This is a genomic window from Pectobacterium versatile (assembly GCF_003932035.1).
Classification (GTDB): Bacteria; Pseudomonadota; Gammaproteobacteria; order Enterobacterales; family Enterobacteriaceae; genus Pectobacterium; species Pectobacterium versatile.
On the sequence record NZ_CP034276.1, the window covers coordinates 2689886 to 2706091 of the forward strand.

Genomic DNA, 16206 nt, shown 5'->3' on the forward strand with positions numbered 1-16206 from the left:
TGTGCCCCATTGGCAAAAACGGAAGAGCAAGCCTTGTGCCAGCCCGGAATAATTTTTATCACACTGATTTTTAATCAGTTATTTTTCACTTTGCTTTTTATCACGCCACTTGTTGCCAACGCCAACAGCGTGAAATTGCAAGTTATTGCAATCAGTAAAACGACATTTACGCCAATCCGCCATCAAATTCGGCCTGCTCCGATGACTTCACATCGGGGAACCCATTCTTTTCTGCGTCCACACAGCAATACATTCATACCGCTGCACGTTCACACCACGACACGTAGCCGATTTATTCAGGATGACATCATGATCAAAATGCCGACTGTCCTTCCCTCCAGCAGCGCCCTGCCGCGCCCAGTCGTCGTGGATGACGATCCTGTGCCACAGGCTGCGGTGCAGCAGACGAGTTCTCACCCTGCCTCCCCCGGTTCGCCGTTATCCACCTCGATGGAAGAAGTGGCGATGGCATTTGGCGAGCAAGCTGAGCGAAGAAGCAAATCGCTGAATCGGCGCCACATCGCCCAGCAGCCGGACGCACGCGCGACCGCCAATGTCGAACGGATTGAGAAACTGACAGAACTGTTCAGGATGCTGGAAAATCCGTCGCAAAGTACGCTCGATCAGCAGTTGAGCCGCCTGCGCGATCTGCTGATGCAGCAAGGTTCGCCGTCGCTTGAAGCGGTGTTGGAAGCCGCAGGCAACGATCCGGCGCGCGGCGATATCCTGCTGCGCCACATCCAGCAGCAGTCTCCCCAACAGCCCGAGCTAACGGCGGCGGTAGAAAGTGCGCTACAGCAGTTGCATCAGGAGAGAGGGCCGGAAGTCCGGGCCGGCCTGAATACGGCAACGGCGATTGCGCTGTTCAGCACCCAGCCGGAACAAAAACAGGCGATGCGTGAGCTGTATTACCAAAAAATCGTGCATCAGCAGTCGGCCAGCGCACTGCTGGATTCCCTGCTGGAACGCTTTGACGCCGCGACCTTTTCCATTGGGCTGCGCACGTTGCAGCGGGCGCTGGCGGCGGATATTGCCTCGCTGACGCCGTCGATTCCGAAAGCCGTACTCAGCAAAATGCTGAGCAATCTCAACGATTCCCGCCACCTGAGCCATACACTGTCATCCAGCCAGACGCTGCTCACTCGGCTAGCGAACAAAGTGCCCGCCTTTACGCTCGGTGCCGTGGAGCTAACCCGCCGCCTGATTGGCCTGAGCGCCAACGGTGCCTATGCCCGCGACCTGCATAATCTCGGGCGGGAAGTGGCCGGCACCCAAGTGCAACATCAGGCGATGTTTTTCAGCGCCCTGCTGCCGCTCGTCAGCGACCTGCCGCATCCGCTGTGGCGAGACAGTAAAAACCGGCAAACGGCGATCCAACTGATACGCGGCATGATTGGCGATATCGCTCAATATGAAAAACAGCAGGCCAAAAGCACTCAGCATGATGAACTGACGCAGCGTGATACCGCATCGCGGCACAAACAGAATACGCGCGACTCGGATAAGGAGCAGCCATGAATCTGTTGATTATCTGGCTGAACCGCATTGCGCTGAGCGCGATGCAGCGTTCGGAGGTCGTTGGCGCGGTCATCGTGATGTCCATCGTCTTCATGATGATCATCCCGCTGCCCACAGGACTGATCGATGTGCTGATCGCGCTCAATATCTGCGTCTCTTCCCTGCTGATCGTGCTGGCGATGTATCTGCCCAAGCCGCTGGCTTTCTCGACGTTTCCGGCCGTGCTGCTGCTGACCACCATGTTCCGGCTGGCGATCTCCATTTCCACCACGCGCCAGATTTTGCTCCAGCAGGACGGCGGCCATATTGTCGAAGCCTTCGGTAACTACGTGGTGGGCGGGAATCTGGCGGTCGGTCTGGTAATTTTCCTGATTCTGACGGTGGTGAACTTTCTGGTGATCACCAAAGGCTCCGAGCGCGTGGCCGAAGTGGCGGCACGCTTCACGCTTGATGCGATGCCCGGTAAACAGATGTCCATCGACAGCGATCTGCGTGCCGGATTAATCGAAGCCCATCAGGCACGGCAGCGGCGGGAAAATCTGGCGAAAGAAAGCCAGCTATTCGGGGCAATGGACGGCGCGATGAAGTTCGTTAAAGGCGATGCCATTGCGTCGCTGGTGATCGTGTTCATCAACATGATCGGCGGCTTCGCCATCGGCGTGTTGCAGCACAACATGGCCGCGTCCGATGCGATGCACGTCTACTCGGTCTTGACCATCGGCGACGGCCTGATCGCCCAGATTCCGGCCCTGCTGATCTCGCTGACCGCTGGGATGATCATCACCCGCGTCTCAGCCGACGGGCAAAAAGTGGATGCCAATATTGGTCGTGAAATTGCCGAACAGCTCACCAGCCAGCCCAAAGCGTGGATCATCTCCTCCCTCGGCATGTTTGGCTTTGCGCTGCTGCCGGGGATGCCGACGCTGGTGTTTGTCACCATCAGTCTGGCCTCACTCGGCAGCGGTCTGTTCCAGCTCTGGCGCATCAAACAACAGGGCCAGCTCGATGCCAACCAGTTGGAAGCGGACAATATGCCCGCTGAACAGAACGGCTATCAGGATCTGCGGCGCTTCAACCCCACGCGCGCCTATTTGCTGCTGTTTCATCCGGTCTGGCAAGGGCAGCCAACGGCAACGGCGCTGGTCCAGAATATCCGCCGTCTGCGTAACAAGCTGGTCTATCGTTTTGGCTTTACGCTGCCGTCCTTTGATATCGAATTCAGCGATCGGCTAGCGGAAGATGAATTTCAGTTTTGCGTCTATGAGATTCCCTACGTTAAAGCCACGTTTGTCACCGACCGGCTGGCCGTTGCCAGCGGTGCCGTCGAACCGACGGATGCCGCCCTCGCCACGCCCGGCCCCACGCTACGGGATGAAAGTCAGTGGCTCTGGCTGCCTCTGGCACATATCACGCAGCAGCCCGACGACGTGCCGCGCTGGACGGCGGGTGAGCTGATTCTGGCGCGCATGGAACAGGCCATTCACCGCACCGGTTCACAGTTTATTGGTTTGCAGGAAACCAAATCCATTCTGGCCTGGCTGGAGAGCGAACAGCCTGAATTGGCGCAAGAGCTTCAGCGCATCATGCCGCTCTCGCGTTTTGCCAGCGTGCTGCAACGGCTGGCTTCCGAACGCGTACCCCTGCGGTCGGTGCGCCCCATCGCCGAGGCGCTGATTGAAGTCGGTCAGCACGAACGGGACACGCTGGCGCTGACCGACTACGTGCGTCTGGCACTCAAATCGCAAATCTGCCACCAGTACAGCGACGAAAACAACCTTGCCGTCTGGCTGCTAACGCCGGAAAGCGAAGAGCTGCTGCGTGATGCGCTGCGCCAGACGCAGAACGAAACTTTCTTCGCCCTGACGCAGGACTACGCCTCCACGCTACTCGGCCAGCTGCGGCAGGCGTTTCCGCCGTTTTCGTCGCATCGCAGTCTGGTACTGGTGGCGCAGGATTTACGCAGCCCGCTGCGCACGCTGTTGCAGGACGAATTTCACCACGTTCCGGTGCTGTCCTTCACCGAACTGGAATCCACCCTGTCGATCAACGTCATTGGACGTCTCGATCTGTACGACTCCCCCGATCCCTTTAGCGCATAGGAAACATCATGTTTGAATTACGCGTGCTGACTGGTTTACATCGCGGTGCGGCGCTGCCGCTCTGCGGAAACGCCTGGCGCATCGGTGCAGCCGATGACGCCGATCTCGTGCTTTACGATCCCGGCATTGCGCCGTATCACAGCCAGTTGGAGAAGACCGCTGACGGCTGGGCGCTCAGCGCACAGGATGGCGCGTTGTGTAATGCGGAAGGCCATACCGTCGAGCAAATTGACGCTCTGCCACCCGGCACGCCGTTTGCGCTGGGGCAGATTTGGCTCTGCATTGTCGCGGCCGATACCCCTTGGCCTGACGATAACGAAGCCCCTCCGACTGCGGAAGAACACGTTCCCCCGGCGGATATGCCTATCGACGAACCACCAGTTCATACCATAGCGCCGCTTCCTACACCAGCACCCGTGACACGCCTGCCGCTGTGGGCTAAAGCCAGCTATCTGCTGCTTGGCGCGTTGCTGCTGGTGATGGTCGGCAGTTGGCAGCTACAGGAAAGCGTCGCGATGCCCGCCGCTCCGTCGCCGCAGGATACCCGTAAGCCGCTCGGCACGTTGCCACAGTTGGAAAGCACGCTGCGCATTATGTTGCAGGAGCGGGAACTGAGCACGGCCGTGAAAGTAGCGGCGTATCAAGATCGCCTCACGCTCACCGGGCAAGTCACGCCGGACGATCAAAAAAAGCTGGAACGGATGCTCGCTCAACTCCACCAACGTTATAGAACCGCGCTGTCCGTGGATAACCGCACGCAGTTGAAAACGGAGCAACTGCCGTTTCAGATCGTTCAGGTGACCAGCGGGTCGCGCGCCAACGTCGTCACGGCGGACGGTCAGCGCTTTTTCATCGGCGATGAGGTAGACAACCTGCGTCTGGTGAGAATTGATGAGCACCAGATTGAATTCAGCGGCAGACAACAGATAACGGTGAACTGGTAATGCAGACGCAACCTTCTTCTTTTCCACTGCTCGACCAGTGGGTCGCACAGCAGCGCCAGCATCTGGCGAACTACGCGCCCGTGGAGAAAAAAGGCCGCGTCATGGCCGTCAGCGGCATCTTGCTGGAGTGCAGCCTGCCGCAGGCGCGTATTGGCGATCTGTGCTGGGTAGCCCGTCAGGACGACAGCCAGATGATGGCCGAAGTCGTAGGGTTCAGCCCGGACAACACCTTTCTCTCCGCGCTCGGTGCACTGGACGGCATCGCTCAGGGTGCCGCCGTGACGCCGCTGTATCAGCCGCACTGCATTCAGGTGTCGGATCGTTTGCTGGGCAGCGTGCTGGACGGGTTTGGGCGGGCATTGGAAGACGGCGGCGAGAGCGCATTTGTCGAGCCGGGCCATGCCACGGGACGCACGCAGCCGGTGCTGGGCGATGCCCCGCCGCCGACCTCCCGCCCCCGCATCAGCCAGCCGCTCCCTACCGGATTACGCGCCGTCGATGGCCTGCTGACCATCGGTCAAGGGCAGCGCGTCGGCATTTTCGCCGGTGCAGGCTGTGGTAAAACCACGCTGCTGGCCGAACTGGCGCGTAATACGCCGTGCGACGCCATCGTTTTCGGGCTGATTGGCGAACGTGGCCGCGAACTACGCGAGTTTCTCGATCACGAACTGGACGATGAACTGCGCAGCCGCACCGTGCTGGTGTGTTCCACCTCCGACCGCAGCAGCATGGAACGCGCCCGCGCGGCGTTCACCGCCACCGCCATCGCTGAGGCTTACCGTGCCGAAGGCCGTCAGGTGCTGCTGATTATTGACTCCCTGACGCGTTTCGCCCGCGCCCAGCGTGAAATCGGTCTGGCGCTCGGGGAACCGCAGGGGCGCGGCGGGCTGCCGCCGTCGGTTTATACGCTGCTGCCGCGTCTGGTCGAACGCGCCGGACAAACGGAAGACGGTGCCATCACGGCACTCTATTCCGTGCTGATCGAGCAGGACTCCATGAACGATCCGGTCGCCGACGAAGTGCGTTCGCTGATCGACGGGCACATCGTGCTCGCCCGACGGCTGGCGGAACAGGGGCACTATCCCGCTATCGACGTGTTAGCCAGCCTGAGCCGCACCATGAGTAACGTCGTGGATACCGAACACACCCACAACGCGGGCGGTGTACGGCGTCTGATGGCGGCGTACAAGCAGGTTGAAATGCTGATCCGTCTCGGCGAATACCAACCCGGCCATGACGAACTGACCGATTCTGCCGTCAACGCCCAGGCAGAAATCACGCAGTTCCTGCGTCAGTCGATGCGTGAACCGATGCCGTATGGCGTGATTCAACAACAGCTCGCCGGAGTCAGCCGCTATGCCCCATAACACCGAACGCGATGCGGAGTTACAGACCGTGTTGAACCTGTTGATGCCGATACGCCGCCAGCGCTTAAGCCGCAGCGAACGTCAGCAGCGGCAGGAAGAACAGCAGTTGATCCGAATTGCGGAGCAGCAACGCCATCATCAGCAGCAGGTCGAGGTGCTGCGACAAGCCAGCCAGACGCAGCGCGACCAGTTTGCCCAAGAAACCCAGGGGCAATGCCAAACGCTGGAAAACTTAAAAACGCGCCTTGCCGCCGAACAGCGCTTACTCGGCGAGATAGCGACAGAAATGCAGCAGGCGCAGGCCACACAGCAGCAACACCACGACCAGCAGCGTCAGGTTGATCACGCCCGAGATGCCACTCGCCAATGCCAGAAAGCAGTGGAGAAGCTGGAATATCTGCTTACGTTACCTCAGGAGCACGTATGAATAACCGACAGATTGCGTCCCCCGAATCCAAGGCGACGCAGAACGCGCAGGCCACGCTGCACGGCAAATCCTCACGCGCAGACGATTCATCGCACGATCTACACCATAAGGATTTCTGGGAGGCCTTCACATTTTCAGACGGCTTTGAGGACGCGTTTTATCAGGAAGCGCCTTTCGCCTTAGCGCCAGGCGGCCCCATCAATGCCCCACCGCTGTTGCAGAGTGAGGCACCGGACAGCCCACAAAATGTGACACCGTCACAGTGGCAGCCGCTGCAATGTGAGCTGATTGAAGCGATGGACAACATCTGCGCCCCGCCGTTTGCTTTTAGCCTGCAACTGCCGCAGTTGGGCGACATCGATGCGCGGTTAGCCACGCTGGTGCCGCGCGGCTGGGATATTTCCCTGCGTTTCAGCCGGGAAAGCTACCACCAGCTAAAAGATCGGCGTGAAGCCTGCCGTCATTTGCTCTCCAGCGCGCTGGACTGCCCGATAAATCTGCGTTTTGACGCCAGAGAGTATGAGCGATGAATCCGAATCTACAGCACATCAGACCGCTGACGCTGCCGACCCTGTGCGCCCAGCACGCCCGCGTCCGATCGACGTTGGCTGCCGGATTATCGCTGCCATTTACCCGCGACGGACGGGCTGGCCGCCTGCACCTTCAACTGGCGAATGCACGCGAGCAGGAAGAGGACTCGTTCACCACACAGGCAAGCCGTTGGCAGAGCGATATCGGCAATTTCTCACTGACCGATCCGTTTCCTGTACTCAGCCTGCTGTCGGACTGCCCGCTGCTGCCTCTCACAGAAGACAATGACGCGGCACAGGAATGGTACTGGACGCTCTACAACCAGTCGCTTAACCCCGTGCTGCGGACGCTGATCGGGGAAATCTATCCGCTGGGCCTTTCTCAGAAAGAACAGGATTCAACAGAGCAGAATCACAATGCTGCCCGGCTCAGTGTGAGCTGGAACGGCATGACCGTGCGCAGCCGGATGCAGGCCGCTGACGCCGTCTGGCTGGCGCTATTTTCCCGCGCCGACTGGCACCACCAACGCCGTGCGCTACCCGCTGGAATGACTATCGCTATCCCGCTCACGCTGGCTGATGCCGTGCTGCCGCTGTCCGCGTTACGCCGTTTGCGTACGGGCGATCTTATTCTGCCCAACCGCCCGTGGTTTACCCCTTCCGGCGAGGGAACGCTGTCATCCGGCACGCTGCGCCTGCGCGGCACGCTACAGCTCACGGCGCTCGCGCCCTACACCTTTACCGTTACTGACATGGAGACTGTCTCAATGCCCGCTACCGATACGATGCTAGCCGTTCCCCACTCAGATGCGTCAGCGCTTGAGCACACGCCAACGAGTGACAACGTCACCGAAAACTTACCGCCGCTGCCGGTCACCTTACACATTCGCTGTGGCAGCCTGACGATGACGCTGACGGAATTGCAGCATCTTGCCAGCGGTAGCGTGCTGACGCTGCGCGACGTGGTGCCGGGGCAAGCCTGGCTGTATCACGGCGATATCGCCCTGGCGAGCGGCGATCTGGTCGATGTGGAAGGCCGACTGGGGCTACAGATTACCCAATGCTTTTCCGCACCCGCGCACGAACTGCCGATAGCGGATGAAGAGTACGCCGCCGAACCGGAGCTGGCGCCATGACCTCCGGCGCGTTCGATCCGTTGATGTTTGCGCTCTTTCTGGGTGCGCTCTCCCTGATTCCACTGATGATGATTGTCTGCACCTGCTTTCTGAAGATTGCGATTGTGCTGCTGATTACCCGCAACGCCATCGGGGTGCAACAAGTACCTCCCAACATGGCGCTGTACGGTATCGCGCTCGCGGCAACGTTGTTTGTGATGGCACCGGTGTTTCAGGACATCAGCAAGCGCGTGCAGGAAAAGCCGCTGGATATGACCGACATCACATCGCTTCAGGCCAGCGTGACCTACGGGCTGGAGCCGCTGCAAACCTTTATGTCACGCAACGTTGACCCAGATATCCTCACCCACCTGCATGAAAACAGCCTGCAAATGTGGCCTGCATCGCTATCCGAAAAGGTGAATACGCAGAATCTGCTGTTGGTGATCCCGGCTTTCGTGCTGTCGGAGCTACAGGCCGGGTTCAAAATCGGCTTCCTGATCTATATCCCGTTTATCGTCATCGACCTCATTGTCTCAAACGTGCTGCTGGCGCTGGGGATGCAGATGGTCGCGCCGATGACGCTCTCGCTGCCGTTAAAGCTGCTGCTGTTCGTGCTGGTCAACGGCTGGACGCGACTGCTGGACGGCTTGTTCTACAGCTACCTGTGAGGCCACGATGGAAATAATCACGCTTTTCCGTCAGGCCATGGTGATGGTCGTGCTGCTCTCTGCGCCGCCGCTGTTGGTTGCGGTGATCGTCGGCGTGCTGATTTCGCTGCTACAAGCAGTGATGCAGTTGCAGGATCAGACGCTGCCCTTTGCCGTCAAACTGATTTCCGTCGGGCTGGCGCTGGCGCTCTGCGGACGCTGGATTGGCGTAGAACTGATGCAGTTGGCTATCACCGCATTCAACATGATTGCGCACACCGGGGTATAAATCCGCATGATCGCCACCATTCAGCACGTTTACGATTTTATCATCGCCATTACGCTCGGTATCGCCCGGCTGTATCCCTGCTTTATTCTGGTGCCGGTTTTTTCACTCAACGTGCTGAAAGGCATGACACGTAACGCCGTGGTGATTTCCCTGACGCTGCTGCCCGCCCCCATCGTGCAGCAGCAGCTTCTGCTGACGCCGCTGTCCTGGCCGATGCTGCCCGGCCTGTTGCTGAAAGAGATCCTTGTCGGGCTTCTCATTGCGTTGATTTTGGCTATGCCATTCTGGCTGTTTGAATCCGTCGGTGCCCTGTTCGATAACCAGCGCGGTGCGCTCATGGGCGGCCAGCTCAACCCTGCGCTGGGCTCGGACGCCACGCCGCTCGGCCATCTGCTGAAACAGACGCTGATTCTGCTGTTGATTATCGGTATCGGCCTGAAAGGGCTCACGCAGCTGATTTGGGACAGCTACCAGATCTGGCCGGTCCTGTCCTGGCTGCCCGCGCCGGGCGAACAAGGGTTTGAGGTTTATCTCAGCCTGCTGGCCGACACTTTCACTCATCTGGTGGTGTACGCTGGGCCGCTGGTCGCGCTGCTGTTGCTGTTGGAATTCAGCATTGCGTTACTCAGCCTGTATAGCCCGCAGCTTCAGGTTTTCGTCCTCGCTATTCCAGCCAAGTGTCTGGTCGGGATGGCCTTTTTCATCATCTACCTGCCTATATTGCAATATTTAGGCGACCACAGACTTCAGGGGCTACCGGATCTCAAACACCTGCTCCCGCTGATTTTTACGGCATCGAACAGCGAATAAGGCGGAGCTGATGAGCGAGAAAACGGAAGAACCCACAGAGAAAAAACTCGAAGACGCGCGCCGTAAAGGGGAAGTCGGGCAAAGTCAGGATGTGCCCAAGCTGCTGATCTGCGTCGGCCTGCTGGAATGCGTATTGGCGCTGGCAGACAGCACGATGGGGAAACTGCAAACGCTGGTACAACTGCCGCTGCAACGGCTGGATGCCCCGTTTGCGCAGGTGGCGAAAGAGGTGTTCCACGATGCTGCTGTGCTGGCCGGTACGCTCTGCCTGTTAGCCGCCGCCATTGCCGTGCTGCTGCGCGTGGTCGGCGGCTGGCTCCAGTATGGTCCGCTGTTTGCGCCCGAAGCGCTGAAGCTCGATCTCAACCGTCTGAACCCCATCAACCAGTTCAAGCAGATGTTTTCGATGCGCAAGCTGGTGGAAATGTTGACCAATATCCTGAAGGCGGTGGTGATTGGTACGGTCTTTTATAAAGTGGTGGTACCGGAGCTGGAAGCGCTGGTTGAATTGTCCTATGGCGATCTACACGGCTTCTGGCAAGGGGTTAAAGCGCTGCTCACGCGCATTGCCCGCACCACGCTGACGGCGTTGCTCGTGCTGTCCGCACTGGATTTCGGCCTGCAAAAGTATTTCTTTCTCAAGCAGCAGCGGATGAGCCACGAGGATTTACGCAACGAACACAAGGATTCCGAAGGCGATCCGCATATGAAAGGTCACCGCAAATCGCTGGCACACGAATTGATGAACGAGCCTGCCGCCCCGCGTCCCAAAGCCAACATAGAAGACGCTGATATGCTGCTGGTCAACCCAACGCACTATGCGGTGGGGCTCTACTATCGCCCTGGTAAAACGCCGTTACCGCGTATTTTGTTTAAGGGGGAAAACCAAGCCGCACGCGATCTCATCGCGCAGGCGCAAAAAGCGGACATTCCGGTGATTCGTTTCATCTGGCTGACCCGTACACTGTATCGCACCACGCCGGAAGGCCATTACATTCCGCGCGAAACACTTCAGGCCGTCGCACAAGTGTATCGCGTCCTGCGACAGCTCGAAGACGAGCAAAAGCGCGACATTATTGAGATGGAGTGAGGGTAAAACAAAGACGTAAAATCGCTCGCGGAAAGATCGAGATACCCGGAGCGACCACGGGGCGAGGCATCCCTGCGGGAACCTCATCCCCGTGTTTCTCCTAATCAGCAACAGCAATGAACCGTATCAAACCGTATCGGTAGCGATCTGGCTCAGATAATACGCTTCTCCCTGACGCAGCTCCGCTATCATGAAATCAAGGAAAGCCTGCTGCTGCGGCGCATGCGCTTTACCTGCCAGCGTTTGAATCTGAAGCGAGCGCTGGTCAAGCTGCTTAATATTCAGCGGTTTCAGGCGCATTGGTTGCTGTAAACACTTGTACATCACGGAATAGAAACTACAGGCGGTGACCGCCCTCGGCGTGCTCATTGCATAGTAATACAGCGTGGTGAAATTGTTGCAGCACAGCGTCGGTTCCAGAAAGGTACCATTCATGCGGCATGAGAGGTCGAACAGCTGCCGCAACGTGGTAGAGGATTCCGGCAAGGCCAGCGGGAAAGGATGCAGATCCGCCAGTTGGATAGACTGCTGCGCCAGCGGGTGATCGTCAGACATCAGCAGCAGCAGCGGTGCAGGCAGCGCCAGTTCCACATTCACGCCCTGTTCGGGCGCCAGCGCAAACTGGAGCGCGATATCCACTTCGCCATTGCGGATCATCTGGGACACCTGCATCGCCGACTCGACTTTCAACGCAAAGGTGGTATCTGGATCATGTTGGCGGAAACGCGCAAATAGCGTCGGCAGCAGATCAAACGCCATCCCTTCCGTACAGCCGATGCGCAGCAGCGCCCGACGGCTGGCTTTCAGCCCCTGAATCTCCGCCACGGCGGCATCCATGTCCATCATGCTCTTGCGCACATGATTTTCCAAAATCCGCCCTGCATCATTCAGAACCATGCCGCGCGCATGACGTTCAAACAGCGGCACGCCAATGCGTTCTTCCAGCCGCTGGATTTGGCGGCTGATCGCAGAAACGGCCACAAACAGGTGCTGACTGGCGGCGCTGAGCGAACCGGTGGTGGCAACCACTAGAAAATAACGAATCTCGGAGCTGTGCATGGCGGCGTTCCTTTCAGACATCACGGGGGGATTCGCAGGTTTATATTAAAAGCAAAGCTTAATTGCAATTTTTATTATTGTTGCAAAGCTCGTTTTTTCTTTAAATATCGGTAACTTCGGCACATTATCCAGCAAGGAAAGGCATGACCAACGCAGACCTTATTCGTATCGCCTGTGAACGTTTCGATCGCGGAGAATTTAAACGAACGCTGGCCCGGCGTATTGCCTACGCTAGCGAGAGCCAAAAAGCCGGTAACCATCCCGCGCTGAACCGCTATCTGACTGACGAGATCCAGCCCGCGTTGCAGGCGATGGGATTCAGCGTAAGGCTGATTGCTTCGTCGGATGAACGCCATCCCCCTTTTTTGCTGGCCGAACGTATTGAAGATCCCAACCTGCCGACCGTGCTGTCTTACGGCCACGGCGACGTGGTTTTCGGTGATGAAGAAAACTGGCGCGATGGGCTAAAACCGTGGGAGTTGGTGGAAGAAGGTGACCACTGGTACGGGCGCGGCAGTGCCGATAACAAAGGTCAGCACAGCATCAACCTGATGGCGCTGGAGCAGGTGTTTCAGGCTCGCGGACAGCGTTTAGGCTTCAACTGCAAACTGCTGTTCGAGATGGGGGAAGAAATTGGCTCACCGGGGCTGGCCGAGCTGTGCCAGCAGCACAAGCAGGCGCTGGCGGCCGATATCTTTATCGCCTCCGACGGCCCGCGTCTCAGCGCAGAGCGTCCGACGCTGTTCCTCGGCTCTCGCGGCTGCATCAATTTCCGTTTGCGCATCCAGGCGCGCGATCAGGCATACCACTCTGGCAACTGGGGCGGCCTGCTGAGCAATCCGGGCACCCAGATGGCGAACGCCGTGGCGAGTCTGGTGGATGGGCAAGGACGGATGAAGATCGATGCCCTGCTGCCACCGCCGTTAACGCCCGCGCTGCGGGAGATCCTCAGCACCATCGACCCCGCAGGCAGCGAGGGCGATCCGGCGATTGATGAAAACTGGGGTGAAGACGGTCTCACACCTGCCGAACGGCTATTTGGCTGGAACACGCTGGAAGTGCTGTCGTTCATTACCGGCAACCCACACAAACCGGTGAACGCGATCCCCGCCGACGCGACGGCGATTTGCCAACTGCGTTTTGTGGTCGGCACCGACTGGCAGCATCTGGCGCAACATGTGCGTCAACACCTCGACCAGCACGGCTTTAAACAGGTGGAGGTTGAGGTACTTAATACGTCTCCGGCGACGCGTTTTAACCCAGAAGATCCGCTGGTAAACTGGACGCTGGCACTGATGCAGCAAATCAGCGGTAAACAGCCCGCGCTGTTACCGAATTTGGGCGGATCGCTGCCTAATGACGTTTTCGCTGACATCCTCGGCCTGCCGACGCTGTGGATCCCCCACTCCTATCCGGCATGCGGCCAGCACGCGGTCAACGAACACCTGCTGAAATCCGTCGCCCGAGAAGGGTTAGCGATCATGACTGGCTTGTTCTGGGAACTGGGGGAGCAAGGAGATGCGTTACTAGACGAACACAGAGGGTATGCACATCAGAAGTGATGTTTAGTGCTTATCTTCTCTGTCTTTCACTGGCATTAAAAATTAGGCTGAGGTGGAGATGACCGCCGAGTGAGCGGCATGGACGCCGCGAAAGCCAGTGCCGCGTCGGACAAAAACGCCAACGACGTTTTTGAACAGCACTTGTGCTGGCCCGAAGGGCGAGCCCCATTAATGGGGCGAGTAATCGCGTCACTGGCGGCTCGGAATACGGTCATGGACACCGAAGGAACCGCGTAAGCGGCATAATTTCAGCCATTAGCTTGGGTTCATAGGGCAAGCGGCGTTTGAGCTGCCCTATGTCGGGCGGGATACAGTGTTATAAACTAGCACTCATACCAATACGCACGAAACGTTCCCTTTACTTACATAGATTAAGGGCTTAGTTACAAACAAAACCGTAATTACTTCTTCATCCATTCCGGCTTCTGGAACGCGTGGAACATGGAGTTTTTGTCCTCAAAGAACGCGGCGAATTCTGGGGATTGAACGGCCACTTTCAGATCCTGAGCGAACGGTTTATCGGCATCTTCCGCACGTACAACGATCATGTTTTTCAGATCTTCCGGCAGCACATCCAGTTGAATGGCGTCAGACAGGTTCAGGCCAGCGGAAATCGCGAAGTTGGCGTTAATCAGCGAACCGGTTACGCCGCCCAGCGCGCGCGGTAACTGTGCGGCTTCCAGCGGTTTAAAGACCAGCCCTTTCGGGTTTTCTGTGATGTCACGCAGCGAGGCTTTGGTCGGCGTAATGTCTGGATTGATCTTGATCAGGCCGTATTTTTGCAGGAAATCCAGTGAACGCGCCAGGTTTGATGGATCGTTTGGCAGCGTCACGATATCGCCCGCTTTCAACTCATCCAACGAGCGTACTTTGTTGGAGTAAAAGCCCATGCTGGCCGTCGGCACGGTGATCACTTCCGCCAGTTTCAGTCCTTTATCCGCGCTGAAACGATCAAGATAGCGGCGATTTTGGAACAGGTTGGCATCGATACTGTTGTTCGACAGCGCCAGATTCGGCTGGATGTAGTCGCTGAATTCACGCACTTTTACGTCGTAGCCTTTTTTCACCATTTCCGGCTTGATCGCTTTCGTGACCATATCGCCATACGGCCCCGGCGAGACGCCGATGATGATTTCTTTGCCTGGATCTGCTGCGTAAGCCTGAGAGATGCCCAACACCAGCATGAGTGGAATGAGTTTTTTCAATCGCATCGTCGCGTTCCTGTCTGTCCGATTTAGTCAGTATTAGCCGTTTTGCTAACGGCATTCTCGTTATGTTAGGCGTCTGTAGCCACGGTTAAGATCGAGATACCGGGAGCGACCACGGTGCGAGGCATCCCTGCGGGAACCTCATCACCGTGTTTCTCCCTAAATCCCTACCCTTACGCGCGGTGCAACATCGCTCATTATTTTTCTCTATTTTGATAACGTTATTCCCTGGTGTTGGATAACGTTTTACTGCTCACACTTATACCCGTCATACTTCAAGTTGCATGTGCGTTGGCTACGTTCACTCACCCGAATCACTTACCAATGTAAGCTCATCGGGATTCCTTCTCTTGCCGCCTTCATGAAACTCGAATTATTTAGGGTATATGATTTAAAATTTCTGATTAAAGAATCAGTTAAAACAAAAAGGTTTCCTGTCCGTAGCAATATTTTTCGTACAGTTCAGGGTTAATATCGAAGCCGATTCCCGGTTTATTTGGCACCGCAACACAGCTGTCTTTGTCTAATTCGACAAACGGCAGCATGAAGTCTTCATGCCAGTAGCGGGAAGATGGCGGAATATCGTGCGCGTAGATAAAGTTCGGCAGCGTAGACACCGCAATGTTGTGCGCTTTACCGACCGCCGTATCCAGCATACCGCCGCACCACACCGGAATATTGTGGGCCTGGCAGTAATCATGAATCAGTTTGGTTTCAGTAATACCGCCCACGCGCGCGACTTTAATATTGATGATTTTGGCGCTGCCCAGCTCTATCGCTTTACGCGCATCTTCTACCGACGCAATACTTTCATCCAGACAGATCGGCGTATTCACCGCTGCCTGAAGTTTGCGGTGGTCGATAATATCGTCATGCGCTAGCGGTTGTTCGATCATCAACAGATTGAATTTATCGATGCGCTTAAAGAAATCGATATCGTCCAGCGTATAGGCGGAATTAGCATCCACCATCAGCGTGATATCACCAAACGTCTGACGCAGTGCCGCAATATAGTCGTAATCTTTTCCCGGCTTGATCTTTATTTTGATGCGCTTGTAGCCTTCGTTCAGGAAATTATCGACCACGCTGACTAATTGATCCGGCGTATCCTGAATACCAATACTCACACCCGCTTCGACGTTATTCCGCACGCCGCCCAGTAATTGATGTAGCGGTACGCCTTTTATCTTCGCGTAAGCATCCCAAATACCGCCTTCGATTGCCGCTTTAGCGCAGTTATTACGCTTTACCGGGGCGAAAATATCGCGCACCTGTGAAGGATGCTCAATATCCCCAACCTGCTTAATCATCGGGATCAGGAAGTCACGCATAATGTGCCAGGCGGTGACGTTGGTCTCTTCGTTATAAAACGGCAGCGAAATGGCCGAGCAATCGCCGTAACCAATCTGCCCGTCAGCGTGCACTTCCGCGATGGAGAAGTGTTTCTCCGTCTGCGTCGCAAAGCTGGTGGTAAACGGCGTTTTCAGCGCCATTTTCATTTTTCTTAATACAATTTTATCTATTTTCATGACATCTCT

Annotated in this window: 15 protein-coding genes; 12 read left to right on the top strand and 3 right to left on the bottom strand. The window is 57.0% G+C overall.

Translation table 11 applies throughout. The features are described 5' to 3' along the window. Nucleotides 1-309 precede the first annotated feature (309 nt). Genes sctW through sctU form a run of 11 tightly spaced genes read left to right on the top strand, consistent with a single transcriptional unit; the run spans nucleotide 310 to nucleotide 10839 of the window. The gene (gene sctW, locus EIP93_RS12190) at nucleotides 310-1518 is read left to right on the top strand and encodes a type III secretion system gatekeeper subunit SctW (RefSeq protein WP_125232764.1); all 1209 of its coding nucleotides are present in this window, start codon (nucleotides 310-312) and stop codon (nucleotides 1516-1518) included. After that, nucleotides 1515-3617: a type III secretion system export apparatus subunit SctV gene (sctV, locus tag EIP93_RS12195; protein ID WP_125232765.1), complete on the top strand. Its 2103-nt coding sequence runs from the start codon at nucleotides 1515-1517 to the stop codon at nucleotides 3615-3617. Before sctW ends, sctV begins: the two co-directional genes overlap by 4 nt. An 8-nt stretch (nucleotides 3618-3625) precedes the next feature. Continuing rightward, complete coding sequence (locus tag EIP93_RS12200; RefSeq protein WP_107332825.1) at nucleotides 3626-4561, top strand: FHA domain-containing protein; 936 nt, start codon at nucleotides 3626-3628, stop codon at nucleotides 4559-4561. After that, entirely contained in the window at nucleotides 4561-5928 is a 1368-nt protein-coding gene (gene sctN / locus EIP93_RS12205; protein ID WP_125232766.1) for a type III secretion system ATPase SctN, read from the top strand. Before EIP93_RS12200 ends, sctN begins: the two co-directional genes overlap by 1 nt. Next, nucleotides 5918-6355 (top strand): type III secretion protein, encoded by a 438-nt coding sequence (locus EIP93_RS12210; RefSeq protein WP_125232767.1) that lies wholly within the window; start codon nucleotides 5918-5920, stop codon nucleotides 6353-6355. The genes sctN and EIP93_RS12210 overlap by 11 nt, the downstream gene beginning before the upstream one ends. Beyond that, nucleotides 6352-6885, top strand: a complete 534-nt coding sequence (locus EIP93_RS12215; RefSeq protein ID WP_125232768.1) for a type III secretion system HrpP C-terminal domain-containing protein — start codon at nucleotides 6352-6354, stop codon at nucleotides 6883-6885. The genes EIP93_RS12210 and EIP93_RS12215 overlap by 4 nt, the downstream gene beginning before the upstream one ends. Beyond that, nucleotides 6882-8021 carry a type III secretion system cytoplasmic ring protein SctQ gene (sctQ, locus tag EIP93_RS12220; RefSeq protein ID WP_125232769.1) on the top strand — a complete coding sequence of 380 codons (1140 nt, stop codon included), beginning with the start codon at nucleotides 6882-6884 and terminating at the stop codon, nucleotides 8019-8021. Before EIP93_RS12215 ends, sctQ begins: the two co-directional genes overlap by 4 nt. Beyond that, on the top strand, nucleotides 8018-8671 hold the full coding sequence (gene sctR, locus EIP93_RS12225; RefSeq protein WP_010681683.1) for a type III secretion system export apparatus subunit SctR: 654 nt from the start codon (nucleotides 8018-8020) through the stop codon (nucleotides 8669-8671). Before sctQ ends, sctR begins: the two co-directional genes overlap by 4 nt. A 7-nt stretch (nucleotides 8672-8678) precedes the next feature. Then, nucleotides 8679-8939 (top strand): type III secretion system export apparatus subunit SctS, encoded by a 261-nt coding sequence (gene sctS, locus EIP93_RS12230; RefSeq protein ID WP_010302163.1) that lies wholly within the window; start codon nucleotides 8679-8681, stop codon nucleotides 8937-8939. A 6-nt stretch (nucleotides 8940-8945) separates the two neighbouring features. After that, nucleotides 8946-9749, top strand: coding sequence for a type III secretion system export apparatus subunit SctT (gene sctT / locus EIP93_RS12235; protein ID WP_103162430.1), 804 nt, complete (start codon nucleotides 8946-8948; stop codon nucleotides 9747-9749). A 10-nt stretch (nucleotides 9750-9759) separates the two neighbouring features. After that, a complete protein-coding gene (gene sctU / locus EIP93_RS12240; protein ID WP_039471862.1) occupies nucleotides 9760-10839 on the top strand; it encodes a type III secretion system export apparatus subunit SctU in 1080 nt (359 codons plus the stop codon). A 126-nt stretch (nucleotides 10840-10965) separates the two neighbouring features. Here sctU and EIP93_RS12245 read toward each other — a convergent pair whose 3' ends face one another. Then, nucleotides 10966-11898: a LysR family transcriptional regulator gene (locus EIP93_RS12245; RefSeq protein ID WP_125232770.1), complete on the bottom strand. Its 933-nt coding sequence runs from the start codon at nucleotides 11896-11898 to the stop codon at nucleotides 10966-10968. Nucleotides 11899-12041: 143 nt separating this feature from the next. Between EIP93_RS12245 and EIP93_RS12250 the strand changes: the two genes are divergently transcribed. Beyond that, nucleotides 12042-13460 carry a M20 family metallopeptidase gene (locus EIP93_RS12250; protein WP_125232771.1) on the top strand — a complete coding sequence of 473 codons (1419 nt, stop codon included), beginning with the start codon at nucleotides 12042-12044 and terminating at the stop codon, nucleotides 13458-13460. Between the two features lie 401 nt (nucleotides 13461-13861). Here EIP93_RS12250 and EIP93_RS12255 read toward each other — a convergent pair whose 3' ends face one another. Together EIP93_RS12255 and menC are read right to left on the bottom strand one after the other, a co-directional pair. Next, on the bottom strand, nucleotides 13862-14671 hold the full coding sequence (locus EIP93_RS12255) for a MetQ/NlpA family ABC transporter substrate-binding protein (protein WP_125232772.1): 810 nt from the start codon (nucleotides 14669-14671) through the stop codon (nucleotides 13862-13864). 413 nt (nucleotides 14672-15084) lie between these two features. Beyond that, nucleotides 15085-16197: an o-succinylbenzoate synthase gene (menC, locus tag EIP93_RS12260; protein WP_125232773.1), complete on the bottom strand. Its 1113-nt coding sequence runs from the start codon at nucleotides 16195-16197 to the stop codon at nucleotides 15085-15087. Nucleotides 16198-16206 lie beyond the last annotated feature (9 nt).

Coding starts and splice junctions, on each gene's coding strand:
- sctW (WP_125232764.1), top strand. CDS start 310: ATGATCAAAATGCCGACTGTCCTTCCCTCCAGCAGCGCCCTGCCGCGC.
- sctV (WP_125232765.1), top strand. CDS start 1,515: ATGAATCTGTTGATTATCTGGCTGAACCGCATTGCGCTGAGCGCGATG.
- EIP93_RS12200 (WP_107332825.1), top strand. CDS start 3,626: ATGTTTGAATTACGCGTGCTGACTGGTTTACATCGCGGTGCGGCGCTG.
- sctN (WP_125232766.1), top strand. CDS start 4,561: ATGCAGACGCAACCTTCTTCTTTTCCACTGCTCGACCAGTGGGTCGCA.
- EIP93_RS12210 (WP_125232767.1), top strand. CDS start 5,918: ATGCCCCATAACACCGAACGCGATGCGGAGTTACAGACCGTGTTGAAC.
- EIP93_RS12215 (WP_125232768.1), top strand. CDS start 6,352: ATGAATAACCGACAGATTGCGTCCCCCGAATCCAAGGCGACGCAGAAC.
- sctQ (WP_125232769.1), top strand. CDS start 6,882: ATGAATCCGAATCTACAGCACATCAGACCGCTGACGCTGCCGACCCTG.
- sctR (WP_010681683.1), top strand. CDS start 8,018: ATGACCTCCGGCGCGTTCGATCCGTTGATGTTTGCGCTCTTTCTGGGT.
- sctS (WP_010302163.1), top strand. CDS start 8,679: ATGGAAATAATCACGCTTTTCCGTCAGGCCATGGTGATGGTCGTGCTG.
- sctT (WP_103162430.1), top strand. CDS start 8,946: ATGATCGCCACCATTCAGCACGTTTACGATTTTATCATCGCCATTACG.
- sctU (WP_039471862.1), top strand. CDS start 9,760: ATGAGCGAGAAAACGGAAGAACCCACAGAGAAAAAACTCGAAGACGCG.
- EIP93_RS12245 (WP_125232770.1), bottom strand. CDS start 11,898: ATGCACAGCTCCGAGATTCGTTATTTTCTAGTGGTTGCCACCACCGGT.
- EIP93_RS12250 (WP_125232771.1), top strand. CDS start 12,042: ATGACCAACGCAGACCTTATTCGTATCGCCTGTGAACGTTTCGATCGC.
- EIP93_RS12255 (WP_125232772.1), bottom strand. CDS start 14,671: ATGCGATTGAAAAAACTCATTCCACTCATGCTGGTGTTGGGCATCTCT.
- menC (WP_125232773.1), bottom strand. CDS start 16,197: ATGAAAATAGATAAAATTGTATTAAGAAAAATGAAAATGGCGCTGAAA.